This is a genomic window from Streptomyces sp. NPDC008125, assembly GCF_042957125.1.
Lineage (GTDB): Bacteria > Actinomycetota > Actinomycetes > Streptomycetales > Streptomycetaceae > Streptomyces.
In genome coordinates this window covers 96,057-119,466 of sequence record NZ_JBIBHR010000005.1, presented here as the reverse complement: position 1 = coordinate 119,466, position 23,410 = coordinate 96,057, and the positions used below count along the sequence as shown (strand labels likewise).

18 protein-coding genes and 1 riboswitch are annotated in these 23,410 nt (G+C 73.9%); of the genes, 5 read left to right on the top strand and 13 right to left on the bottom strand.

What is annotated here, in order from left to right; genetic code table 11:
• Window positions 1-25: 25 nt before the first annotated feature.
• Complete coding sequence (locus ACFZAX_RS10590; protein WP_390960656.1) at window positions 26-952, bottom strand: oxidoreductase; 927 nt, start codon at window positions 950-952, stop codon at window positions 26-28.
• Window positions 953-1,190: 238 nt separating this feature from the next.
• Between ACFZAX_RS10590 and ACFZAX_RS10585 the strand changes: the two genes are divergently transcribed.
• Window positions 1,191-2,447, top strand: coding sequence for a molybdopterin-dependent oxidoreductase (locus ACFZAX_RS10585; protein WP_390960655.1), 1,257 nt, complete (start codon window positions 1,191-1,193; stop codon window positions 2,445-2,447).
• Between the two features lie 13 nt (window positions 2,448-2,460).
• Here ACFZAX_RS10585 and ACFZAX_RS10580 read toward each other — a convergent pair whose 3' ends face one another.
• Window positions 2,461-3,177, bottom strand: a complete 717-nt coding sequence (locus tag ACFZAX_RS10580) for an adenosylcobinamide amidohydrolase (protein ID WP_390961002.1) — start codon at window positions 3,175-3,177, stop codon at window positions 2,461-2,463.
• A 390-nt stretch (window positions 3,178-3,567) separates the two neighbouring features.
• Here ACFZAX_RS10580 and ACFZAX_RS10575 point away from each other — a divergent pair, with 390 nt between their 5' ends.
• Window positions 3,568-4,602 carry a DUF2382 domain-containing protein gene (locus ACFZAX_RS10575; RefSeq protein WP_390960654.1) on the top strand — a complete coding sequence of 345 codons (1,035 nt, stop codon included), beginning with the start codon at window positions 3,568-3,570 and terminating at the stop codon, window positions 4,600-4,602.
• Between the two features lie 120 nt (window positions 4,603-4,722).
• On the opposite strand, the gene ACFZAX_RS10570 is transcribed toward ACFZAX_RS10575, so the two are convergent.
• The 6 genes from ACFZAX_RS10570 to ACFZAX_RS10545 all read right to left on the bottom strand — a co-directional run bounded on the left by ACFZAX_RS10570 (window position 4,723) and on the right by ACFZAX_RS10545 (window position 11,750).
• Entirely contained in the window at window positions 4,723-5,511 is a 789-nt protein-coding gene (locus ACFZAX_RS10570; protein WP_390960653.1) for an ATP-binding cassette domain-containing protein, read from the bottom strand.
• On the bottom strand, window positions 5,508-6,629 hold the full coding sequence (locus ACFZAX_RS10565; RefSeq protein ID WP_390960652.1) for an iron chelate uptake ABC transporter family permease subunit: 1,122 nt from the start codon (window positions 6,627-6,629) through the stop codon (window positions 5,508-5,510). The genes ACFZAX_RS10570 and ACFZAX_RS10565 overlap by 4 nt, the downstream gene beginning before the upstream one ends.
• The gene (locus ACFZAX_RS10560; RefSeq protein ID WP_390961001.1) at window positions 6,626-7,657 is read right to left on the bottom strand and encodes an ABC transporter substrate-binding protein; all 1,032 of its coding nucleotides are present in this window, start codon (window positions 7,655-7,657) and stop codon (window positions 6,626-6,628) included. Before ACFZAX_RS10560 ends, ACFZAX_RS10565 begins: the two co-directional genes overlap by 4 nt.
• Window positions 7,658-7,778: 121 nt before the next feature.
• Window positions 7,779-7,968: riboswitch (cobalamin riboswitch) on the bottom strand.
• Between the two features lie 127 nt (window positions 7,969-8,095).
• Complete coding sequence (locus ACFZAX_RS10555) at window positions 8,096-9,319, bottom strand: beta-ketoacyl synthase N-terminal-like domain-containing protein (protein ID WP_390960651.1); 1,224 nt, start codon at window positions 9,317-9,319, stop codon at window positions 8,096-8,098.
• Window positions 9,316-9,576 carry an acyl carrier protein gene (locus ACFZAX_RS10550; protein ID WP_327174020.1) on the bottom strand — a complete coding sequence of 87 codons (261 nt, stop codon included), beginning with the start codon at window positions 9,574-9,576 and terminating at the stop codon, window positions 9,316-9,318. The genes ACFZAX_RS10555 and ACFZAX_RS10550 overlap by 4 nt, the downstream gene beginning before the upstream one ends.
• A 293-nt stretch (window positions 9,577-9,869) precedes the next feature.
• A complete protein-coding gene (locus tag ACFZAX_RS10545; protein WP_390960649.1) occupies window positions 9,870-11,750 on the bottom strand; it encodes an acyl-CoA dehydrogenase in 1,881 nt (626 codons plus the stop codon).
• A 543-nt stretch (window positions 11,751-12,293) separates the two neighbouring features.
• Between ACFZAX_RS10545 and ACFZAX_RS10540 the strand changes: the two genes are divergently transcribed.
• A complete protein-coding gene (locus tag ACFZAX_RS10540) occupies window positions 12,294-12,764 on the top strand; it encodes a pyridoxamine 5'-phosphate oxidase family protein (protein ID WP_390960648.1) in 471 nt (156 codons plus the stop codon).
• Between the two features lie 52 nt (window positions 12,765-12,816).
• Here the strand turns inward: ACFZAX_RS10540 and ACFZAX_RS10535 are convergent, their stop codons facing one another.
• From ACFZAX_RS10535 to ACFZAX_RS10525, 3 genes are all read right to left on the bottom strand, one after another.
• Window positions 12,817-14,148 (bottom strand): beta-ketoacyl-ACP synthase II, encoded by a 1,332-nt coding sequence (locus ACFZAX_RS10535; protein WP_390960645.1) that lies wholly within the window; start codon window positions 14,146-14,148, stop codon window positions 12,817-12,819.
• Entirely contained in the window at window positions 14,132-15,205 is a 1,074-nt protein-coding gene (locus ACFZAX_RS10530) for a beta-ketoacyl-ACP synthase 3 (protein ID WP_390960644.1), read from the bottom strand. The genes ACFZAX_RS10535 and ACFZAX_RS10530 overlap by 17 nt, the downstream gene beginning before the upstream one ends.
• Window positions 15,206-15,431: 226 nt before the next feature.
• Entirely contained in the window at window positions 15,432-15,695 is a 264-nt protein-coding gene (locus ACFZAX_RS10525) for a type B 50S ribosomal protein L31 (RefSeq protein ID WP_390960643.1), read from the bottom strand.
• Between the two features lie 481 nt (window positions 15,696-16,176).
• Between ACFZAX_RS10525 and ACFZAX_RS10520 the strand changes: the two genes are divergently transcribed.
• Together ACFZAX_RS10520 and ACFZAX_RS10515 are read left to right on the top strand one after the other, a co-directional pair.
• Window positions 16,177-18,342, top strand: coding sequence for an alkaline phosphatase family protein (locus tag ACFZAX_RS10520; RefSeq protein ID WP_390960642.1), 2,166 nt, complete (start codon window positions 16,177-16,179; stop codon window positions 18,340-18,342).
• A complete protein-coding gene (locus tag ACFZAX_RS10515; RefSeq protein WP_390960640.1) occupies window positions 18,339-21,650 on the top strand; it encodes a LamG-like jellyroll fold domain-containing protein in 3,312 nt (1,103 codons plus the stop codon). Before ACFZAX_RS10520 ends, ACFZAX_RS10515 begins: the two co-directional genes overlap by 4 nt.
• Window positions 21,651-21,708: 58 nt before the next feature.
• On the opposite strand, the gene ACFZAX_RS10510 is transcribed toward ACFZAX_RS10515, so the two are convergent.
• Together ACFZAX_RS10510 and ACFZAX_RS10505 are read right to left on the bottom strand one after the other, a co-directional pair.
• Window positions 21,709-22,227: a DUF6584 family protein gene (locus ACFZAX_RS10510; protein ID WP_390960638.1), complete on the bottom strand. Its 519-nt coding sequence runs from the start codon at window positions 22,225-22,227 to the stop codon at window positions 21,709-21,711.
• Window positions 22,228-22,276: 49 nt separating this feature from the next.
• Window positions 22,277-23,158 carry an ABC transporter substrate-binding protein gene (locus tag ACFZAX_RS10505; protein WP_390960636.1) on the bottom strand — a complete coding sequence of 294 codons (882 nt, stop codon included), beginning with the start codon at window positions 23,156-23,158 and terminating at the stop codon, window positions 22,277-22,279.
• Window positions 23,159-23,410 lie beyond the last annotated feature (252 nt).

Here is a 23,410-nt window from a genome sequence, read left to right as displayed (position 1 = left end):
CCGGGAGGGGGAGTCAGCGGTACGGTCAGGCGCCGGCGGAAGACCCGGTGGCGTGATGGGCGGCGTCCAGGAGGGTCAGCTCCTCCTCGGTCAGCCGCAGGGCCCCGGCGGCCACGTTCTCCTCCAGGTGTGCCGGATCGCCGGTGCCGGGGATGGCCAGCACGTGCGGGCCGCGGTGCAGGGTCCACGCCAGCCGGACCTGCGCGGCACTGGCGCCGTGCGCCCGCGCGACAGCCGTCACCTCGTCCCGCTCCCGCGCCGCACCGGTCCCCGCCTCGCGACCGGCACCGGCGATCGAGTAGAACGGCACGAACGCGATGCCCTGTTCGCCGCAGCTGTCGACGAAGTCGTCCTGGTCGGGGCGTACTCCGATGCCGTAGAGGTTCTGTACGCACACCACGGGGGCGATCTTCTGCGCCTCGGCCAGGTGTTCGGGGGTCACGTTGGATACGCCCAGGTGACGGATGAGCCCCTCCTCGCGCAGGTCGGCCAGCACGCCGAAGCGTTCGGCGATCGAATGGGGCCCCAGCACACGGAGGTTGACCACGTCGAGGTGGTCGCGGCCGAGCTGGCGCAGGTTCTCCTCGACCTGTTCGCGCAGACGCTCCGGAGTGGCGTGGGGCAGCCACTCACCGGAAGGACCGCGGCCGGGGCCCACCTTGGTGGTGATGACGAGGTCGTCCGGATAGGGTCCCAGCGCCCGGTTGATCAGCTCGTTGGCGGAGCGCAGGCGCGAGAAGTAGAACGCGGCGGTGTCGATGTGGTTGACGCCGAGTTCGACCGCGCGTCGCAGCACGCGGATCGCCTGGTCACGGTCGCGCGGGGCGGCGTCGGGATCGAACGCGGCGCCGGTCTGCGGCAGCCGCATGGTGCCGAAGCCGACCCGGTTGATCTTCCGGTCGCCGAGGGTCCAGGTGCCCGAGGCCGCTGCCGTGATGGTGGGTGAGGTCATGGCGTCATATTCGTCGTACGGCGGTGACACGGGCAAACCTTTTCGACGGCCCCGTTCCCCGAGCACCCGTGGACGCCGGACGTGGCATCCACGGCCCGACTGTTGCCGCCTCATTGCGGGTTCGTGGCAGGGCGGTGGAACGTCTTCCCGGCGCGCACGGCTCCCCCTACGGTCCGTATCCGGCCCGGGGTGAAGCCGCGTCGGCACCACCCCTCCGCATTCCCCCCGAGGAGCGCCCATGGTTCACACCCCGCTGTCCGAGTCCGCGTACGACCGGATGCGCATGCGCCAGTGGGCGGACGGCAGGGCGCGGGCCGCCGGGATCGGCCGGCGGGATCTGCTGAGGCTGGTGGCCGCCGCTTCGGTGGCCGTCCCGCTGGCCTCGGCGGCGACTCCCGCGCAGGCGGCGGAGTCGCTGCCCGGTGTGGTGAAGCCGCTGCCCGCCGACCTGTTCACGATCCGGGGCACCAACGCGGAGACCCACTTCGCCGCGCTGCGCACGACCGGGCTGCTCACCCCCACGGACCGCTTCTTCGTACGGAACCACACCGCGACACCGCGCGTCGAGGTAGCCGACTGGAAGCTCACCGTCTGGGGTGACGGACTGACCGGCGAACCGGTGGACTTTTCGTACGACGCCCTGCGCGCTCTGCCGTCGGTCACCCGCACCACGTTCATCGAGTGCGCGGGCAACGCCCGCAGCTTCTACACCACCCAGCAGAACCAGCAGGTCAGCGGCACGGCGTGGACCCTAGGCGCGATCGGGACCGCGCGCTGGCGTGGGGTTCCGCTGCGCACGGTTCTGCGCCGTGCGGGCATCGGCCGGCACGCCGTCGACGTACTGCCCCGCGGTCTGGACGCGGAGGTGGTGACCGACGGCGTGAACCTGGGGCGGGTGCGCCGGCCGTTGCCGGTGTCGAAGGCCCTGGACGACGTGCTGCTCGCCTACGAGATGAACGGCGAGCCGCTGCCGCCGGACCACGGCTTCCCGGTGCGGCTGGTCGTGCCGTCGTGGGTGGGGGTCTCCAACATCAAGTGGGTGGGCGACATCGAGGTGAGCACCGAGCCGCTGGTGTCCCCGTGGAACACCACCCTCTACCGGTTGTTCGGGCCCGGCCATCCCGCGGAGGGCAGCGCACCGCTGACCCGGCAGACCCTCAAGAGCGCCTTCGAGCTTCCGCTCGGCGCGTCCTTCACCGCGCGCCGGCGGGTCGAGCTGACCGGGCGGTCCTGGTCGGGCGGCGCCCCGGTCCGGTCGGTGGAGATCAGCACGGACGGCGGTGGCCGGTGGCGGCGGGCCCGGCTGCGCGACGAGCCGCGTGCCGGGAGCTGGGTGCGCTGGTCGGCGGATTGGGTACCGGACCGCACCGGGCCGGGCGTCCTGCTGGCGCGGGCCACGGACCGGTCGGGGCGGACCCAGCCGGAGACCGCCGCGTACAACACGCAGGGGTACCTCTTCGACGCCGTGGTGCGCCACCCGGTGACGGTGGTCTGAGAGCGGCGGGGATCTACACGAGCGAGGCGCCACCGCCCGGCCGGCTCGGCTCGCGGGCGTCGCGCAGGTGGAGCAGCGCGCCCTCGAGTACGGCGGCGTGCACGGCCCTCGCCAGGCGTGCGCCCCAGCGCGAGCGGGGACCGGCGAACGGCTCCGGGCCTTCGGCGCCCGGGGCGGGCGCCGCGACGCAGACGGCGTCCGTGGGGGTTCCGGAGCAGTCGAGCCCCGCGTCCAGGAGCGCCTGCACCTTGGCCTCGGTGGCGGTGGCGACCGCGTTGACCAGGGCGGCGTCGCTGAGGGCGACCGGGAGTACGACGACGATGTTGACCGTTCCGGGCGGCGGCGGGGTGTCCGCGCCCGGCGCCGGGGCGGCCGCCCAGCCTCGTACGCCCAGGCCGCTGGTGACGGTGGCCGTCACGCCCTCGTCGTGCGCCTCGGTGCAGGCGCTCACGTCGGCGGCGGTCATGAGTCCGGCGCCGGGTCCGACGAGTCCTTCCGCCGCGGCGATCTCCGCGAGGTGGCGGTCTGGGTCGAGCCTCGGGTACCCGCCTTGCACCTGGGCGTTGATGATCCAGGCGCGGGTGCCGATGCCGCCGCCGAGGACCGCGCTGCTGCAGACCCGGCTGCCGGGGGCCAGCCGCCAGACCAGGTGGCCCAGCCGGTGGCCGTCCTCGTGCCGGGTGCGCAGGCGGCCCTGCGGGACCGGGCGCGGAAGGGGTACGGAGGCGATGGCGGTTTCCCGGGGTGTGTGGCGGCCGGCCGTGTCGGACGGCCCACCGGTGCGGACGAGGACGGCCGGTCGGCGGTACGGACGACTACGGCCGGTCGATCCTATGCGGGGCCCCGGTGCCGCCGGGCACCGGCCGTACGCCTCATGGCCGGCTCCCGGGCGCGCCGGTGTGCCGCCCGCCACCCGGGTCGTCACCCGTCTGGCCTAACGGGTGGCCCGGGTCACCTTTCCCGGCGGTCGCGGGGCGGGGCGGGCGCGACGCCCCCTGTCCGCCGGGCCCCCGACGGCCGGTGGGTTGCAGGGGCCATCCGGGTGAGGCGCGATGGAACCGGGCGTGCCGCACCTGAGTGGACCCACCACAGGACGCGTCCGGGCGAGGAGGCATCGGTCATGGCAGCCGCTGACGGTTTCACGGATTCCGGAGAGCTCGACGGTCTCACCGTCTACGACAACGGGGGCGAAAAGGTCGGCAGTGTCGGCCGGGTGTACGTCGACGACGACACCGGCAGGCCCGACTGGGTCACGGTCAAGACCGGCATGTTCGGGATGAAGGAGAGCTTCGTTCCGCTCGCCGGGGCCCGTCGGGTCGGCGCGGACCTGCACGTGGCGCACCCGAAGGAGAGCGTGAAGGACGCCCCCAGGGTCGACGCGGACGCCCATCTCTCCGTCGCCGAGGAGGAGGAGCTCTACCGCCACTACGGACTCACCAGGAAGCCCAGGAGCACAGCCGGTACGGGCACGGGCGCGGACGGCCGGACGACGGCCGGCACGGGCGCGATGGGCGGCGCGGCCGGAGCGGCCGCCGGCGCCGGGGCGGCGGGCGCGGCCCGCACCACTGGCACCGGCACCGGCACCGGCACCGGCAAGGCGACCGGCGGTACCGCGGGCGTGACGGGTGCGGGCACGACGGGCGCCGGCACGCACCGGGACACCGACGCCACGGCCGGGGCACGGCCGCTGGCGGGCGCCGGCGCGAGGTCCGCCCCCGACATGTCCAAGGCCGACCTCGCCGGCCAGGAGGAACTCATCCGCTCCGAGGAGCAGCTGCGCGTCGGCACGGAGGAGTACGAGAGCGGGAAGGCCCGTCTGCACAAGTACGTCGTGACGGAGGAGGTCACCCGCACGGTGCCCGTCTCGCACGAGGAGGTTCGCGTGGTCCGGGAGCCGCTGGCGCCGGGCGAGAAGGTGACCGGGCAGACCGCCATCGGCGACCAGGACGTCGAGGTGACCCTGCACGCCGAGCGCGCGACCGTGCGCAAGGAGGCCGTGGCCGTGGAACGGGTACGGCTGGAGAGGGACCGGGTGACCGAGCAGAAGGAGGTCTCCGCCGAGGTCCGCAAGGAGAAGATCGACTACGCGGACGGTACGGAATCCCGCACCGGCAAGGACATGGGCGGTGATTTCGGGCCGGGAGGACGCAGCTGACGTCCGGCCGCTCCGGCGGCAGACCGAGTGCCACCACGGGCTGGGCGCGGGGGCGGGACCGCAGTGACGGTTCCGCCCCCGCGTCCTGCCCGCGCCCCCTGCCACCGCGCCCTGCCCGGGTCACACCCCGGCGGCGGGCAGGAACCGCACGCTGGGGCGCCCCTGCGGGCCGTCACGGGTGACCACGGACCGTACCCGGTAGACGTCCGCGATGAGCCGCTCGGTGATCACCTCGTGCGGGGTGCCCGCCGCGACCACCCGCCCGCCGTCCAGCACGGTGACCAGGTCGCAGAACATGGCGGCCAGGTTCAGGTCGTGCAGGGCGACCACGCACGTGAGGGGCAGTGAGGAGACCAGGGTCAGCAGGTCGAGCTGGTGCTGGATGTCCAGGTGGTTGGTGGGCTCGTCCAGCAGGAGTTCGCGGGGCTGCTGGGCGAGGGCGCGGGCGATCTGGACCCGTTGGCGTTCGCCTCCGGAGAGGGTGTGCCAGGACTGCCCCGCGCGGTCGGTCAGTCCGGTCCGGTCCAGGGCCTGCCGGACGGCCTCGTCGTCCGCCGGTCCCGGGGCGGACCAGGGGCGGCGGTGCGGGATGCGGCCGAGGCGTACGACGTCGAGGACGCTCAGCTCGACCTGGGTCTCCGCGTGCTGGTCGACCACGGCGACCCGCCGGGCCACCGTGCGCCGGCCGGTCGCGGTCAGCGGTTCGCCGTCGAGGGTGACGAGGCCGCCCTCCGCCGGCAGGACACCCGCGAGCACCCGCAACAGGGTGGATTTCCCGGAGCCGTTGGGACCGATCAGACCGACGGTGGCGCCGGGCGGCGGGGCGAGGGTCACTCCGTCGAGAATGAGGCGTCCGCCGGCCGCCCGGCGCACCCGGTCCGCCCGCAGTCCCTCGACGGGGGCGGTCATACGACCCTCCGGGTGCGGTGAAGGACCAGGACGAAGGCCGGTACGCCGATGAGCGCGGTGACCACGCCGACCGGCACCTCCTGCGGGTCCAGGACCGTTCTGGCCAGGGTGTCGACCCAGACCAGGAAGACGGCTCCGGCCAGCGCGGTGACGGGCAGCAGTCTGCGGTGTCCGGCACCCGCGAGCGCCCGGGCGGCGTGCGGCAGCACCAGGCCGACGAAGCCGATCGTCCCGGCCGAGCTGACCAGTGCGGCGGTGAGCAGCGCGGTGGTGCAGAGCAGCACGGTCCGGGTCCGCGCGACGTGGACGCCGAGGGTGGCAGCGGCGTCCTGGCCGAAGGCGAAGGCGTCGAGCGTACGGGCGTGGGCCAGACAGATCGTCAGGGTGAGCACCACCACGCCGGTGCAGAGTTGGACGTCCGTCCAGCCGACACCGCTGAGGGAGCCGAGCAGCCAGAACAGGACGCCGCGGGTCTGCTCCGCGTCGGCGGCGGTCATCACGGTGAACGAGGTGAGCGCGGAGAAGAGTTGCATCACCGCGACGCCCGAGAGCACGACCCGGTCCGTGGTGCCGCCGAGGCTGTGGCTGAGGAGAAGGACGAGCGCGAACGAGGCGAGCGCCCCGACGAAGGCGCCCGCCGAGAGGGAGACCGCTCCCCCGCCAACGCCCAGCACCACGACCACGACCGCGCCGGTGGACGCCCCCGAGGAGACGCCGAGGACGAAGGGATCGGCGAGCGGGTTGCGGAGCAGCGACTGCATGACGGTCCCGCACACCGCGAGGCCGGCGCCGCAGACGGCCGCGAGCAGGGTGCGCGGCATTCTGAGGTCCCAGACGATGCCGTCCCGGATCGGGCTCAGCTCCGTGTCGCCGAGGCCGAGGTGGGCGGCGACCACCGACCACACGTCGGCGACGGAGATCCGGGCCGGGCCGATGGTGACGGCGACCGCGACGGAGGCAAGGAGCAGGACGGTTCCGCCGCACCACAGGAGCGGTTCGGGCAGGGCCCGCAGGCCGGTGCGTCGCCCGTACGGTACGGAACGGGCGCCGGCCGGCACCGGGCGGTTGCCGGCCGGTGCGACGGTACGGGTTCCCGCCGGGTCTTCGCCGGCCGTCATCCGGCGAGGCCGAACTCGCGCAGCCCCGCCGCGACGCGCTCGATGCCCTCCACCGTGCGGATGGTGGGGTTCATGGCCTGGCCGCTGAGCAGGACGTACCGCTTGTTCCGTACGGCGTGCATGTTCTTGGTGACCGGGTTGGACTCCAGGAACTCGATCTTCTTCTCGGCGCTTTCGGCCGTCTGGGACTTGCGGGTGAGGTCGCCGATGACGAGGACGTCCGGATCGCGGTCGGCAATGGTCTCCCAGTTGATCTGGGGCCATTCCTCGTGCGTGTCGTCGAAGACGTTCTTCGCGCCGAGTTCGGTGGTGATGATGCCGGGCGCCCCGCAGCAGCCCGCCAGGTACGGGGCCTCGGCGTTGGCGAACCAGTACATCAGGGTGGTGCCGGAGGCGTCGGTGCCGTCGGTCGCCTCCGTCACGCGGGCCCGCAGGCCGGCGATCAGCTTCTCGCCGCGTTCCGGCACGCCGAACACCCGGGCCAGGTCGCGTATCTCGCCGTAGACGCTGTCCAGGGTGAGGGCGGTGGAGCGGGCGCCGTCGCCGTCGCCGCTGTTGTCCTTGCCGGCGCAGTCGGAGGGCGAGACGTACGTGGGGACGCCCAGGTCCTCGAACTGTTCGCGGGGCGCGACCCCGCCCTTGCCGAGGGTGGACTCGAACGAGGCGCTGACGAAGTCGGGTTCCTGCGCCAGCACCTTCTCCGAGGAGGGGGCATTGTCGGAGAGCCTCGGGACCTTCGCGTCGGCCTTCTCCAGGCCCTTCATCACGGGGTCGGTCCAGGTGGCGGTGGCCGCGAGCCGGTCGGCGAGGCCGAGGGAGAGCAGGATCTCCGTCGATCCCTGGTTGAGGGAGACCGCGTGGTGCGGGGCGGAGGTGACGGTGACGGTGCGTCCGCAGTTGTGGAGCGTCACCGGATATCCGTCTGCGGCCGCACCGGCGGTGGCCGGTGCGTCGCCGGTGCCGCCGCAGGCGGTCATCAGCAGGAGCCCCGCCGTCAGCAGGGCGGCGGAACGGACGGATCGGGCCATGGGCGCGTGCCAGGCGTCGCCTGGCAGGCGGGACTTTCGAAACACGGCCATGGGCGGCACGGGGTACCTCGGCGTCTCTGGGCCCATGCGCGGGGCCCGTTGTACGGAGTACTGCGGCCCGTTCGGGTCGCAGGGTGCCAGCAGGTCTTCGGACTCGGGTTCGTGCGGACGGGGCGCCTTCCCGGGAAACCCGTGGGTCTCCCAGTGGCCGTGGCCCCGCCCGTCCCCCTCACCGCTGCGCGTCAGTTCCGGACTCTCACCGGATTCCCTGACCCCATGTGTGGAGTGCGACTGGCACTGGGAAGCTATCACGCCCCTCCGCGCCCGCCGGATGCCTGTTCGGTGCCGTACGACCACCGCCACGGCCCGGAGCCGGGTACGGCTGCGGGGCGCCGCCGGAGGTCGTCCGGCGGCGCCCCGCTGCTCACGGATCCCGGGTCAGGGCAGCCGCAGCGCGATCACGGCGTTGTGGCCGCCGAACCCGAAGGAGTGGCTGACGGCCCGGCGGACGGCGACGGGCCGGGGCGCCTTGGTCACGCAGTCGATGTCGAACCCGGGTGCCGGGGCGTCCAGGTTGGCGATCGGCGGGACGAGCTGGTGCTGGAGGGTCAGCACGGTGAGCGCGGCCTCGATGGCGCCCGCCGCGCCCATGCAGTGGCCGAGCACGCCCTTGGGTGCGGTGACCGGCGGCCGGTGCGGGTAGGCCCGGGCGATGAGGGCGGCTTCGGTGGCGTCGTTGAGCGGGGTCGCGGTGCCGTGTGCGTTGACGTGGCCGACGTCCTCGGCGCGCCAGTCGGCGTCCCGCAGGGCGGCGTCGACAGCCGCCCTGGCCACCTTGCCGGAGGGGTGTGGGCTGGTGGGATGGTGGGCGTCGGTGGTGGCTCCCGTGCCCGCGATCAACGCCCTGGGGACGGCCCCCCTGGCCAGGGCGTCCTCGGCCCGTTCCAGCACCATGATGGCGGCGCCCTCGCCCATGACGAGGCCCGCGCGGTCCTCGGCGAACGGGCGGCAGAGCCGAGACGGGTCGCCGTCCGGCAGAGCCGCCGCCCCGGACCGGGCCAGACCCGTCATCGCCACCGGGAAGACGATCGACTCGGTCGCCCCGGCGACGGCGATGTCGCACTGGCCGCTCATCAGCATGTCCCGCGCCACCGACAGGGCGGTGACCCCGGACGAACAGGCCGTGCACGGAGCCAGGCTGGGGCCGGTGGCCCGGAGCTGGATCGCGATCTCCGCGGCGGGCATGTTGGGGATGGTGAGCAGGATGCCCGCGGGCGAGGATGCCTCGGCCCCCAGCCGGTCCAGCACCACGGCCTGTTGGGAGAGCGCCGCCGACCCGCCGCTGCTGGTGCCCACCACGACCGAGACCCGGGCGCCGTCCCAGCCGCCCGGGTCGAGACCGGCGTCGGCCACCGCCTCCCGGGCGGCGAGCACCGCGAACTTGACGTACTTGCCCATCCGGTAGGCGGTCCGGCCACCGACGGCGTCGTCCAGGTCGATGCCGGTGACCGTGCAGGCGAAGTCGACCGCGCACCCGTCCAGTTCGGGGACCGTACGGGCCGATGACACCCCGGCGAGTACGCCTTCCCAGGTGGAGGCCGTGTCGTTGCCCGCCGGGGTGATCATGCCCAGTCCGGTGACGGCGATCTCGGGCCTCTTCATCGGGTGTTGCTCACCGGCTCCCCGTGGCGGGAGGCGGTACGGATGAACTCCGAGATGTCCGCGAGGGTGGCGTCCCGGTGGAGGGTGTCGACGGGGGTGTGGATGCCGAGGGTTTCCTTGATGATGACCGCGAACTCCGCCACCGCCAGCGAGTCCATCTCCAGGCTGTCCATCGTGGACTCCGGGTGAATCTCGGCCGGGGGCACCTTGAACGTATCGGTCAGCACGCCGACGATCTTCGGATGAATGGCCTTCATGATCTTCCTCTTGTATTCGGCACAAACCTGGGGGGTGGCGGGCGCGTTCAGCGGGCCCATCTCGGTAACTGGCTGAGCCCCATCTGGTTACGCCCTCCGGCGAACCGATTCCTCTACGCCCACCTGCGGCTTCTTCTGCCCCATCGAGACAACGAAGGCCGTTCCCCAGTAGGCCAGAAGGACGGCCTTCACCCCCAGTGAGCCCATGGCCTCGCGTACCCGTCGGACGCGTCCTCGTGAAACGGTCGACGCGTTCCCTTTCTCGCCGGCCACCGGACGGCCTGCTCCACCGCTCACCGGGCGGCCTCCCCGGCCGGGCGGGCGGGCACCCGGTGCCAGGGGCCTTCGGGATCGTCGTAGGCGTCGGCGTACGCGGACCCCGCGATCGGCCGGTCCGCGAAGAGCTCGTCCGGCAGCGCGAACGCCTCCACCAGCGTGGGAACGTGCCCGGCGACGGTGGCCACGGCCTCCTCGTGCAGGTCGGGCAGAGCGCGTACCTGCTCGGCCGTCACCCGCCCGTCGGCCAGCAGCTCCCCGCTGCCCCGCCCGACCTGCCGCAGCAGGAACAACCGCTCGACCTCGGCGAGCCGTTCGCGCGCGGGCCCCTCGGGCAGGGCTGCGAGGGCCTGCGCGAACGCCTCGGCCGCCTGTCCGACCGCGTGCGCCTCCACACCGCGCACGGCGTCCCCCGAGGCCGCGTTCCAGCGCCCGAGCGGATCCCCGGGCGGGGCGGCGCCCATCCGCGACCGGGCCCGCGCGAAGCGGAGCGCCTCCAGCGCGGCGAGCAGCCCCCGCAGGAACACCGGGTCCCGGAGGTCGCGGGGTGCCTCCTCAGCCTTCCCCGGCTCCCCCGCCATTCCGTCGTCGGCGCGCTCCGGGGCCGAGAGCATCATCTCGGCCGCAGCCTTGGCGTGCACGGCGAGGTTGTCCCCCTCGGCGGTGATGGTGCCCTCGATCCCGGTGACCAGCGCGGCGAGCCCGTTGTGCTCCAGCAACCCCTGCGCGCCGCAGCGTTCACGGCACTCCACGATCACGTCCCTGGCCCGCCAGGTGATCCAACCCTTGGCGACGGCCACCAGCCGCTCCGCGGCACCCCGGTCCGCCTCGCCCGCCGCCCACCGGTCGAGCGCCCTGCGGTGCAGCAGACTCATCGCGAACACCGTGGCCGTCGCCTCGGCCAGCGGCCCGTGGTGGGTGCGGTGGGCGTAGACGGGGACCGCGCCGGAGCCGCGCGGCCCGGCGACCGTGCGGTGCCCGGCGTAGCGCACGGCAACCGCGAGCGCGACACGCGCCGAGCCGACCGCGCAGGCGCTCATGGCCAGTTTGCCCGGGGTGACCCTGGCGATGGAGACCAGCAGGCGCCGCCGCCTGCTCGGGAGCGCGCTGCCGAACTCACCGCCGTCCCCGACGTACCCCTGCACCCCGGTGAGCAGCGCCGCACGGGGCACGAAGCAGCCGTCGAACGAGGTGAGGCAGTGGTCCACCGGCGACCCCATCCGGGCCGGCAGCCTGCGCACCCGTACGCCCGGGAGGGCCGCGACGGCGTCGGTGAGCGGGACCAGCAGGAGGAAGACGCCGTGGTCGGTCCCGTCGACGACGAGCCGGGCGGCGACCAGCCCGCTCTTGGGACCGCCCACCGGGCTGGTGTTGGGCATGAACTTCTGCGCGCCCGCGTGCGGGGTCCGCAGGACGAAGCCGTCGCGCGCGGGGTCGTAGGTCGCGGTCGTCTCCACCTCCGTCGCGTCGTTGCCGTGTGCGACCTCCGTACAGAGGAAGGTGCCGACCTCGTCCATGCGCAGGGGACCGGAGAGGTCGCGGCGGCCCTCCGGGTCGTGGTCGAGCAGGCTGCCGAGGAAGAGGTTGTAGTGAATCCCCGCCACCGTGGCGAGGGTGGGGTCGACGGGCCCGAGCCACTCGTGCATCGCGGTGAGGGCACGTACGTCGGAGGCGAGCCGTGCCGCGCTGTCGAGCGAACGGTTGATCAGCCGCAACCGGTGGTAGGCGCGTGCGAGTCGGCCCTCCGGGCCGGTGGTGTCCGGCCGGTCGCGGAAGGACTCGGTAGTGGTCAGCCGGCGCCAGAAGGCGTGCTCACGACGGAAGTCGGGGCCGAAGAGCACAGCGGTCAGGGCGTCCGTGACGGCAGGCGGCAGCGCCGCGGCAGGTCGAGGGGTCATGTTCGTTGAACGATCGTGGAACGGCGAGGACACCCGCCGTCGTACCGGTACCCGGGGCGCGGGCCCGGCCTCCGCACCACCGGGCACGCGCCGCGCACACGGATCGGCCCCAGGTGCCCGCGGCCGAGAAGGCCGGTCCGTCGGTCTGCCGTCCGTGGGCGTGTCGGGCTCGGTCCGGTCCCGGCGGCCGGCCGTTGCACGCCCGAAAAGGTCACTGGAGGATGCGGGTCGGGAGTCGGGCCCCGACTGCCGCCCGGTCAGCTGTCCTCACGGCGCGACCTGCGGTGCCGAGGGGCCGACGCGGGACGGCAACGAGCGTGGGAGGGCGATCGGCGTGCCGAGGTCCGGCCGTTCGGGGGCGTCGCGAACACGTGACGGGCCCGGTGGCGTCCGACGGCACTTGATCCCGAGCGAGGCGCGGCGACGCGCCGGCGTCCCGGCGAAGTCCGCTGTCCGGGACGGCGGCTGAGGCCCCATCGGCCGCTGGAAGTAGGTCCCGCGCCCCAGGCGCGCTCCGTCCGCTCCTGGCTAAGGTCTGCCCTCATGGAGATCTCGGAGACCCACGTAACCGTCCGTCGCGGGACGGCGCAGCGGGTGCGCGCCACCCTGGAGCGGCTCGCCACCGAGCGGGACGTATGGGTGGCGACGTCTCATCCCGCTCACGGCCCGCACCAGGTGCCACTGTGGTTCCTGTGGGACGGGCGGGCGGCGTGGATGTGCACCGGCGCCACGTCCGCGACGGCGCGGAACGTCCGCGCCGAACCGCGCGTGCGCCTGTCCCTGCCGGACACCTCCGACGTGGTGATCCTCCAGGGCGAGGCGGAGTGGTTCCCCGACGACGAAGTGCCCGACGGCGCGGCGGAGGCGTTCGTGGACAAGTTCGGCTGGGATCCGCGCGGGGAGGAGGGCGCGTTCCTGTACGTACGCGTGGTCCCGAGGACCGTGCGCGCCTGGCGCGGCGAACCGGAACGGGGCGGGCGGGTCGTCATGCGTGACGGGGCCTGGCTGCAGTGAGACCCGGCCCCTCGCCGACGCGCCCGTCCCGGGGCGCGCCGCTCACCACCCGTCAGGCGCGTTGGAAGGCCAGCGCCACGTTGTGCCCGCCGAAGCCGAAGGAGTGGCTCACGGCGGTCTCGACGATCTGACCGCGCGGCTCCTTCACCACACAGTCGAGCTCGAACGCGTCGGTCACCGAGTCGAGGTTGGCGATCGGCGGTACGAGCCCGTGCTCCAGCGTCAGCACGGTGGCCACGGCCTCGATGGCTCCGGCCGCCGCCAGGGTGTGCCCGACGACGCCCTTCGGGGCGGTGACCGTGGGCGCGTGCGGGAAGAGGCGGCCGATGAGGGCGTTCTCCATCGCGTCGTTGAGCAGGGTGGACGTGCCGTGGGCGTTGACGTGGTCGACCTCGCCGCGCGCCCAGTCGGCCTGCCGCAGGGCCTCCTCCACCGCGCGTTGCGCGCCCCGGCCGTCCGGTTCGGGTGCGGTGGGGTGGTAGGCGTCCGTACTGGAACCGGCCCCGACGAGCAGCGCGCGGGTGCGCCCGCCCCGGGCGGTCACGTCCTTCTCGCGTTCCAGTACGAGCATGGCGGCGCCCTCGCCCATGACGAAGCCGTCCCGGTCGGCGGCGAAGGGGCGGGAGGCGCTCGCCGGGTCGTCGGACCGGGTGGAGAGGGCGCCCATCCGGGCGAACGCGGTGACGACGAGGGGGGTGAGGACGGATTCGGCGCCGCCCGCCACCACGATGTCGCACTGGCCGCTGTCCAGGAGATCGCGGGCGACGCTGATGGCCGTCGCACCGGAGGCGCAGGCGGTGACGGGGGCGAGACTCGGTCCGCGGGCGCCGAGCGCGATGGCCACCTCCCCCGCGGCGGCGTTCGGGATCATCATGGGGACCAGCAGCGGTGACACGGCGTCCGGTCCGTCGTCGGCCAGCCTGCGGGCGTTGTCGACGAGGACCGAGACACCGCCCACCCCCACTCCGAGCACCACGCCGACCCGGCCGCCGTCCCAGCGCGCGGGGTCGTGCCCCGCGTCGGCCACCGCCTGCCGGGCGGCGACGAGGGCCAGTTTCACGAACCGGGCCATCCGCCAGACGGAGCGTCCGCCGATCGCGGCGTCGAGGTCGATGCTGTCCACCGGGCAAGCGAAGTCGACGGGCAGTCCGGCGAGTTCGTCGCAGCGTCGGGCCGTGGACCGGCCGGAGCAGAGCCCTGTCCAGAAGGAGTGCTCGTCCGCTCCGGCCGGGGTGACCACCCCGAGACCGGTGACGGCGACGGCCGAACCGGCCCGGCTTCCGGGGTGCGCGCCGCCCGGCGCAGTGCGGCAGGCCGCTCTCGCCGACTCGGCGGCCCGGTCCCGAGAAGTGGCCCTGGTGCTTTCGTCAGCCAACTGGGACATGCTCTGTTCCTTCCGTCGTGGTCGTCGGCGGGGCCCCCGGCCAGCGAAGTGCCGCAGAGCCCCAGGTGAGTCCGCCTCCGAACGCGGTGATCAGCACGTGGTCCCCCGCGCGGAGGCGCCCCCGTCCCTCGGCGTCCGCCAGCGCCAGCGGGATGGAGGCGGCGCCGGTGTTGCCCACCCGGTCCAGATGGGTGACGCAGCGGTCCGGCCCGATGCCGACACGCTCGGCCACGGCGCTCATGATGCGGCCGTTGGCCTGGTGCGGCACGAAGTGGTCGACGTCGGCGGGGTCCCAGCCCACCGAGGTCAGCAGTGCCCGGCAGGAAGCGGTCATCCGCAGCACGGCGTGCTCGTAGACCGTGCGGCCCCGCATCCGGAAGAAGGCGTCCTTCTCGGCGGGCGGCCCGCCGGTGGCACGGGCCCGCGCGCCGCCGCCGGGCACGGTGATCAGGTCGTGGCCCGTACCGTCGCTGCCCAGGTCGAAGGCGAGAAGTTCACCGGGGTCGCCGCTGTGTCCGGCGGCGACCAGCGCGGCCCCCGCCCCGTCGCCGAAGACCACTCCGGCCGCACGGTCCCCGGGGTCCAGCCAGGTGGAGTAGACGTCGGCGCCCACCAGGAGGATCCGGCGGTACAGGCCGGAGGCGACCAGCCCGTGGCAGACGGCGAGTCCGTAGACGAAGCCGCTGCATACGGCCGCGATGTCGAAGGCGGGGACCGTGCCCAGTCCGAGCCGGGCCGCGAGGGCGGGCGCCGTGCCCGGGCAGAGGTGGTCCGGGGTGGCCGTGGCGAGCACCAGCGCGTCCACCCGGCCGGGCGCGGCACCGTCGACGAGCCGGCGGGCCGCCTCGTGGGCGAGGTCCCCGGTGGAGAGGCCGGGACCTGCCCGGTGCCGGCTCACGATGCCGGTTCGACGCCGCACCCACGCGTCGTCCACGCCCCACGCTTCGGGCAACGCGTCGTTGCCCACCGGCTTTCCCGGCACCCATCCCGCGACGCCTTCCAGCACCGCCGTACGTACGCCGCCACCGGCGCCCGTTGCCGCCCGTCCGCTCGTCACCCGTCGCCCCGCTCCCCTGATCGGCCCGTACCCTGTCATGCGAACGGCGCAACACACAGCGCGGATGCATTCGACACCGCCGAACGGGTGACTGACGTTCACCTGTGCGAGTGGAGATCGGCCCAACCGGTGGCGGCCTGCGGCCCGGTCACCATTCCCTCTGCGGACCTGCCCCGGTCTCGCCCACGGAACTCCCGGGCCGCCCGGCAGCGCGCGGGGCGGAGCGTCAGGAACCGTCGTCATCTCCGGATTCTCCGTACCGCCGTTCGAACTTGGCGACCTGTCCCTCCGCGTCGACGACACGGGCGTGGCCGGTGTAGAAGGGGTGGCTCTCGGCGGAGATCTCGACGTCGACGACGGGGTAGCTCCGGCCGTCGTCCCAGTCGATGGTCTGCTCGCTGGACGCGGTGGAACGCGTCAGGAAGGCGTATCCGGCCGACCGGTCCCGGAACACGACGGGCCGGTAGTCGGGGTGCTTGTCCTGCTGCATGGCTGGCTCCTGGGGGGGTGGGACGGATGGGCCGGCCCCCTCCCTCCTCTTCCGTTGGAGCGGGCGGGACGGATGCCGGTTCCGACCACTTTCCCCAGCCCGGCCCGGGCACGCGATCCCTGGCCGCCCGTACGGGGCGCGGGCCGGGGCTGTCACGGTTCGGGCGCCCGGGTGCGCACGGCCCCGGGACGCGGCACCGACGTCGGACCGGCACCGGCCCGGAGCCGCGGGCCGTGCCGCCGACACGACACACCGCACGACACATACCGCACGACACCCGACACCCGACGCACGGCACCCGACACCCGACACCCGACGTGATCATCACCAGGGGGTGCGCCGGTCATCCGCGCGTGGTCGCCCGGCGTTCACCTCGTCGGGCTACGTTCTCGCGGGCACACCTCGCGGACCGGCCCGGGCGCCCGACGGTCCCACGAAGCGTGCCCACGGCCGAACTCCTCTCCCCCCGGAGGCCCTTGAAATGACGCTCACGACTGCCGAGTTGCCGCCTCCCGCGCTCCTCCCGCCGCAACACGCGCTCGCGGAATCGGGGTGCGCGGGTCAGGGGTTCACGGACGGGCCGCCCGAGGACGGGACCGGAGGACCGGACGCCCCGGTCTTCACGGCGCCCGCCGCCGAACTCCAGCTCTCCCGGCGGCTGATGCTGCGCGGTGCCGCCGTCGCGCTCGGCGCACTCGCCACCGGATCCGCCGCCGGGGTAGCCGCCGCGCCCACCGCCGAGGCGGCCGAGTACGTCCTGCCCCGGGGCTACAGCGGCGACATGTCGGACCTGCGGCACGTGGTGATCCTGATGCAGGAGAACCGCTCCTTCGACCACTACCTCGGCCAACTCCCCGGCGTGCGCGGGCACGACGACAAGCAGGCGCTGACCTTCCAGGACGGCACGAGCGTCTTCCAGCAACGGGCTGCCGACGGCACGGTCGTCGCGCCGTCCGCCTCCACCGCCACCTGGGGCGACAACCACAACTTCTACGGCGCGAACGAGGGCCGCTGGAACACCTGGGTGCAGGACAAGGGCGCGAGCTGCATGCGCTACTACACCCCCGACCACATGCCGTGGATGTACTCGCTGGCGAGCCAGTACACCGTCTGCGACATGAACTTCAGCTCGCTGCACGGCCCGACCATCCCCAACCGCTACTACCTGATGACCGGTACCTCGCACGGCGAGACCTCCAACGCCGGGCAGAACGACTACAGCCGCGGCTGGCTGACCGTGCCGGAGCAGCTGCAGCAGGCCGGCATCGACTGGCGGGTCTACAGCGACAACAGCGGCAACGGCCCCGGAGGTGCCCTGCAGAGCGGCTTCGTCGGCGACTACGGCTGCAACGTCACCAACAGCTTCCGGGCCTTCGACCCCCGCTCGGCCGCGCCCGAGGACCTGGAGCCCGGCACCGGCAAGGTCTGGAAGGCCAACTCCTTCCTGTACTCCGGCACGACGACACCGAACGACGACTCCGACGCGAACCTCGACGCGGTCCTGCGCGATCTCGCCGCCGCCTGCGAGCCCGGCGCGGAGCACCCTCTGCCGGAGGTCTCGTGGGTGGTGATGCCGGCCGCGTGGAGCGAGCACCCCAACTTCGACACCGTGCACGGCGAGCGCTACATGGACAAGGTGCTCCGCATCCTCCACGGCAACCCCGCCGTCCGGGACCACACCCTGGTGATCATCACCTACGACGAGAACGACGGGAAGTTCGACCACGTCCTGCCGCCGCGCCCCGAGCCCGGCACGGCCGGCGAGTTCTCCGGCACCACGCCGTACGGGTTCGGGCCGCGGGTGCCGATGCTGCTGGTCTCGCCGTGGACGCGCGGCGGATACGTCGCCTCCGAGGTCTTCGACCACACCTCGACCGTGAAGTTCCTGGAAACCTGGGCCACCCACCTGGGCAAGCCGTTCACCTGCCCGAACATCACCGAGTGGCGGCGCGCCGTCTCCGGCGACCTGACCAGCGCCATCGACTTCGCCCATCCGCAGCCCGGTCCGGCCGACATCGCCGACCCGGTGAACGGCACACCCCCGCCGATGTCCCCGGACGGGATGAAGCCGCGCGGGCTCTCCTTCCATCCGCACGCCACGCTCACCGAGAACCGCTCGGCGGGCACGGTGACCGCCGCCATGACGCTCTCCGGCGGCCCGGACGGCAAGGCGGTCAGCCTCCAGGTCTTCCCCGACTCGTACCTGCCGTTCACCAACACCCCGTACACGGTCTCCGCCGCGGCCCCGCGCCTGCACACCTGGGACGCGAGGAGGACGGACGGGAAGTACGCGTTCTCCGTGTACGGTCCCGACGGCTTCGTGCGCTCCTTCGCCGGCCGGCTCGTCCCCGCGGCCCAGAGGAACATCCCCGTCCCGCGCGTCGACGCCGAGCTGGTCCCCGGCGCGGGGGCCGGGGTCCGCCTCACCCTGCGCAACGACGGTACCCAGCCGGTGCGCTACACCCTCACCGCCCACGACCACCTCGGCGGCACCCAGAGCCACAGCGTCGCCGGAGGGGCCGCGACCGTCGTCGACTGGCCGACCCGGCTCGGGTACTACGACGTCGTCATCACCGCCGACACCGGTACCGGCTGGACCCAGCGGTACGCCGGCCGCGTGGCGACGGTCCGAGGGGCGGGGGCATGAGACCGCGCACCCACCGTTTCGCGGCCCGACTGGCCGCACTGGCTCTGCTGCTCACCCCCACCACCCTGCTCACCGGGCCCGCCTCCGTGGCCGCCCCCGCCCTCGCGGCGGCCACGGAGGTGCCCGCCCCGGACGTCCTCGCCGTCGACTTCACGGACCGCACCCCCGCCGACCGCGCCCAGGGGCTCGCGCCCACCGTCAAGGGCGTACCGCAGATCACCGGGGACCCGGGCGCCGGAAAGCCGGTGGCCACCTTCAACGGCACGTCGGACGCGTACACCTATCCGTTCGCCGGCCAGTGGTCCAGACTCACCAAAGGCTTCTCCGTCGGGTGCCGCTTCCGCTGGAACGGCGCGACGGTCCCGGCCACCGGGCAGAAGGCGATCTGCTCGAACGCCCAGTCCGGCGGGGCGGATCTCCAGATCGACAGCGGACGGCTCGCGTTCTCGGTGAACGTCGGCGGCTACACGTACACCCGCGCCCCGGTCGTCCCCGGTCGCTGGTACGACGCGGTGGCCACCTGGGACGGCCGGGCGGTCAAGCTGTACGTGGACGGAGTACTCGCCTCGGAGACCGCGGCGGCGGGTGCGCTCACCGTCCCCGCGTCCGGCGCGCAGAACTGGACGCTGGGCGCCGACTCGGCCGCCGCCGGGGGCATCGAGACCCCCTCGCCCGTCAGCATCTCCACCGCCGACGTGTGGAGCCACGCGCTCACGGCCGATCAGGTCGCCGCCTTCTCCGGGCGCAACAGCGCCCCTCCCGCCGGAGCGCCCGACTGCGCCGCGTCCCAGGACGGCGTCGCCGACGCCGCGGACGCTCCGGCCGGCACGGTCGTCCTGGACGAGGACTTCTCCGCGCCCGACGCGGTCGCCTGCTGGAACCAGGCCACCGGATCGGAGCCCTGGACGGTGGCCGGCGGACGGCTCACCGGCCGCTCCCCCGCCGCCGGGGACCAGCCGGTGCTGACCTTCGGGCCGCACCTGGACGACTACCTCTTCGAGACCACCGCCCGCTTCGACGGGGTGCTGCGGCCGGACGACCCGTGGTTCGCGCTGATCGCGGACACTCCGGTCGACGGCGTCCGCCCCTACCCGGCGTTCGCGGTCCGCAGCGGCACCACGGCACCCGACGGCGTCCGGGCCTTCGTCCAGTCGCCCACCGCCGTCTCGGCCCTCACCGGCGCCCCGTCCGGCTCCGACCTGGGCACCGGCACCGAGGCGCGCCTCGCGCTGGAGGTGCACGGCACGACCGCCGACTTCCTGGTCGACGACCGGCTCGTCCTCTCCGGGGTGACGCTCCCCCGCACCGCCACGGGTGTCCTGGGCCTGGTCCTGGACTCCGCGACGGTCTCCTTCGACGACGTGCGGCTCACCAAGCTGGGCCCGCTGTCCACCACCGGCTTCATGACCGACACCTTCCGGCTGCCCGCCACCCCCGTCTCCTCCGCCGTCCGGCAGCCGCTCGCGGGACTGTGGCAGGCGGGCTGGACACGGCCGGGCGGAGCCGGGGTCGTCTTCGCCAAGGTCTCCGGTGACCCCTGGCTGGACGTGCGCGCCGACGGCGTCGTCACCGGCACCGCGCCCGCCGAGGTCCCGCAGAACGAGGGCGCGCTCACCGTCGAGGCCACCGACGGCACGACCACGGCCCGCCTCCTCCTCCAGGTCCCGGTCGCGGCGGCCGATGCCGCCCCGCAGCTGCAGACCGCGTCCTGGAACGCCTGGGACGGCGGCAGCCACGTCACCGGCGCGGTCGCCAAGAACGTCGCCGTGATCGCCACCCAGGGCATCACCCTGGCCGGGTTCCAGGACGGCGGCGCGGCGATGGCCCGCGAGGTCGGCGCCGCCCTCGGCTGGAACGTCTACGCCACCGGCGATCTGGGCGTCGTCTCCGCCTACCCGATCGGCGACGCGGACCGGGTCGCCCCGACCGACGCCGCCCCGGCCGCCGCCGTCACCCTGGACGTGGCCGGTACTCCTGTCCGGGTCTGGAACGCCCGCCTCGACGAGGCGGACTACGGCCCTTACCGCGCCTGCTTCGACGCGGCCACCGACCTCGCGGCGCACGAGCGGACCACCACGCGGTACGCCCAGGCCCGCGCCGTGGCCGGGGAGATGGCGGCCGACCTCTCCGGCGACGCCCCGGTGCTGCTCCTCGGCGACCTGGCCTCGCCCTCGTCCGCCGACTGGACCGGGGCCACCAGCGACTCGCACTGCGGTGCCGGCGCCGTGGACTGGCCGGTGCCGGACGTGTTCGCCGGCCTCGGCCTGACCGACTCCTTCCGCACCGTCAACCCCAGCCCGGAGACCGACCCGGGCAACACCTGGTCGCCCCTCGTCTCCACCAACCCCAACGGCGAGGACGAGCCGCAGGACCGCGTCGACTACGTCTGGTACGCCGGAGGCGGCCTGCATGTCGACGAGGCGCACGCCCTGACGGTCGGCTGGCCCTCCGAAGACGACGTGGCCGCCAACTCCTGGGCCTCCGACCACGCCGGCGCGGTCACGACCCTCACCCTCGGCGAGAGCTCCACCGCCCCCGTCCCGGAGCCGCCGACCGTCTCGGTGGCCGAGCGGACCGTCGCCTACCAGGCCGGGCACGGGCCCGCCGGCACCGCCGTGTTCCTCGCCGACGCCGGGGCCACCGCCGACCCGGCCGACGCAGTCCTGCGTGCCGACCTCTCCGGCGTCGACTTCGGCACGCCCGGCTGGTACACCGTGCTGATCACCGCCACCCACGGCCGCTCCACGTCGGACCCGGTGGCGGAGACCGTCCGCGTGGCACCGCGACCCGGCCTGGTCCTGTCCTCCACGACCGCCGCCTTCACCGTCGGCGACACCGTGGACGAGGCAGCCGTACTGGCCGGGCTGCAACCGGTCCTCGACGTCCCGGGCACCGTCCGCGTCGACCTGACGGCCGTCCAAGCCCTGACGCCCGGCCGCTATCCGGTCACCGTCACCGCCACCGACGTCTGGGGGTTCACCGCGGCCGTGCCCGCCACCGTCGCGATCGACGGCGTCCCGCCCGCGGTCTGGACCCCCGACGGGACCTACGACACCGGCGCCACCGTCACCTTCCACGGCGCCCGGTACCTGGCGTCCTGGTGGACCCGGAACCAGCCCCCGGGCGACCCGTACGGACCCTGGCAGGAGATCGGCGTCACCGAGGACGGCACCGCTGTCTGGACCCCGTCCAGGATCTTCCGGACGGACGACGTGGCGGTCTACCGGGGAACGGCGTACCGGGCGAAGTGGTACACCCGCGACCAGGTCCCCGGTGACCCGAACGGTCCCTGGAGGGCGACCGGCTGACCGGCCGACAGCCGGTGGCACGGCTGAGGGAGTCCGGCCTTCAAGGGGCCGGACTCCCTCAGCCGAAGAGGGCGACGAGTCCGTTCACCCAGATCGCAAGGGCTGCCAGCACCACCACCAGGCAGCCGGCACCCGCCAGCACGCCGCCGGCCGTGCGCGGCTCGGTGGACTCGCCTCCCCCGCCACCCCGGTACGAGGCGGGGTCGTCCCAGTCGACGTGATGTCCCAGCTCGCCGGCACAGGCGGTGCGCACCGCGACCAGCTGTCCCTCCGCGAAAGCGGTGGCAGCCGTCGCCTCGGGACCGCGCCAGGCGAGGGCCTTCATCCGCCGCCCGGGAGACCCGTAGCGGGCCTCGAAGGCGGCGGTCTCGTCGGCGTTCCGGTCCTCTTCGAGGTACATCCAGCGTCCGGCCTCGGTGGCGTCACCGTAGAGCCGGTACACCTCCGCCAGGCGACGGCGGAGTGTCAGGTCGTGCGGGAAGGACGAGACGAGACCGCGCAGGCGCTGGCGCGCGACGGGGATCCGGCCGACGGCCAGGTCCGCGTCGACCCGGGCAAGTGTCTCTGCAAGGGGCATGAGCGCATGATCGTGTACGGCACCGACCTGCGTCGAACGGGTTTTCCCCTCAGCCCTCGCGCACGGTTTCCAGCGCGTCGGCGACCGTCGAGAGGAAGCGCGCGTGCGCGTGCGGGCTGCACAGCGGTTCCGGGTTCCACGGCACGACGAGCGCTCCGGCGTCGAGCAGCGCGGCCCAGTGCGGCTGGGCGCGGAGGCTCTCCAGCGGCGCCGCGTTGACGCGCACGTCCGTCAGCAGCACGTGCGGCGCGAGCGCCGCCACTTCGGCCCAAGGGGCCGTGTGCCAGCTGACGCCGGGGCCCGCGGGCGGGTCGACGAGGCCGACGCCCAGTTCGTCCAGGGCCGCCAGCTCGGGCCACAGGGCGGGGCGGGCGACGTAGGCCTGGTCGAGGTCGGCCGGGGAGAGCGCGGCCACCCGGGCGTCACCGCCCGGCGCGAGGGCACGCAGCCGGGCCCGTGCGGCCTTCAACTCCTCTTCGGCCCCGGGGAGTTCGCCCCCACCCAGCGAGCGCGCCAGCTCGGCGAAGCGGTCGGACGTACCGGCCAGCGTGCGCGACCGGCCGACGTCGATCACGACGACCGGGACCTGCTCCTCCAGGTGCTTGGCGGTGTCCGGGTCGAGGCCGTACACCTGGCCGCCGCCGTAACTGACGGCCACCACGAGATCGGGCGCGTCACGCAGCAGGGTGTCGGCGTCGAGCGCGGCGCCCGCCCCCAGGTAGGCCACCTCGTCCGGCGGGAGTTCCCCGCTCTTCGCCGGATCGATCCCGGCGCCGTCGTGGCCGGAGCCGAAGACACCGTAGGACCGGACGCCCAAGTCCCAGAGAGTGGCGCCCGCCTGGACGTACGCCAGCACCCGCGAAGGGGTCCGCCCGGCCTCCGACGCCCGGCCCCGGTCGTCCGAGAAGCGCCACCCGCCCTGTTCCGTCACGTTCCCCACCCCTTGATCCGCGCTCGTCCGCCGGCCGCTGGCCCCCTTCGCACAGATGTACCTGCCCAACTCCTCACCCTCGCACCCCTCGTCCCCGGCCCGGCGTCCACGGTCCCCCGACAGGGCGCTCCGGACGCCGACGGGAAGCCGTCTCGCACGTCTTCACGCGGGCGTAACCCGGTTTCGCCCGGCTTCGATGAAGCAACACTCCTTGCGACCGGAACGCCCCACCCCGTACGGAAGGACGCCCCC

Coding starts and splice junctions, on each gene's coding strand:
- ACFZAX_RS10555 (WP_390960651.1), bottom strand. CDS start 9,319: ATGAAGAGGCCCGAGATCGCCGTCACCGGACTGGGCATGATCACCCCG.
- ACFZAX_RS10575 (WP_390960654.1), top strand. CDS start 3,568: ATGGCAGCCGCTGACGGTTTCACGGATTCCGGAGAGCTCGACGGTCTC.
- ACFZAX_RS10520 (WP_390960642.1), top strand. CDS start 16,177: ATGACGCTCACGACTGCCGAGTTGCCGCCTCCCGCGCTCCTCCCGCCG.
- ACFZAX_RS10570 (WP_390960653.1), bottom strand. CDS start 5,511: ATGACCGCCCCCGTCGAGGGACTGCGGGCGGACCGGGTGCGCCGGGCG.
- ACFZAX_RS10515 (WP_390960640.1), top strand. CDS start 18,339: ATGAGACCGCGCACCCACCGTTTCGCGGCCCGACTGGCCGCACTGGCT.
- ACFZAX_RS10590 (WP_390960656.1), bottom strand. CDS start 952: ATGACCTCACCCACCATCACGGCAGCGGCCTCGGGCACCTGGACCCTC.
- ACFZAX_RS10565 (WP_390960652.1), bottom strand. CDS start 6,629: ATGACGGCCGGCGAAGACCCGGCGGGAACCCGTACCGTCGCACCGGCC.
- ACFZAX_RS10540 (WP_390960648.1), top strand. CDS start 12,294: ATGGAGATCTCGGAGACCCACGTAACCGTCCGTCGCGGGACGGCGCAG.
- ACFZAX_RS10535 (WP_390960645.1), bottom strand. CDS start 14,148: ATGTCCCAGTTGGCTGACGAAAGCACCAGGGCCACTTCTCGGGACCGG.
- ACFZAX_RS10560 (WP_390961001.1), bottom strand. CDS start 7,657: ATGGCCCGATCCGTCCGTTCCGCCGCCCTGCTGACGGCGGGGCTCCTG.
- ACFZAX_RS10545 (WP_390960649.1), bottom strand. CDS start 11,750: ATGACCCCTCGACCTGCCGCGGCGCTGCCGCCTGCCGTCACGGACGCC.
- ACFZAX_RS10510 (WP_390960638.1), bottom strand. CDS start 22,227: ATGCCCCTTGCAGAGACACTTGCCCGGGTCGACGCGGACCTGGCCGTC.
- ACFZAX_RS10550 (WP_327174020.1), bottom strand. CDS start 9,576: ATGAAGGCCATTCATCCGAAGATCGTCGGCGTGCTGACCGATACGTTC.
- ACFZAX_RS10525 (WP_390960643.1), bottom strand. CDS start 15,695: ATGCAGCAGGACAAGCACCCCGACTACCGGCCCGTCGTGTTCCGGGAC.
- ACFZAX_RS10585 (WP_390960655.1), top strand. CDS start 1,191: ATGGTTCACACCCCGCTGTCCGAGTCCGCGTACGACCGGATGCGCATG.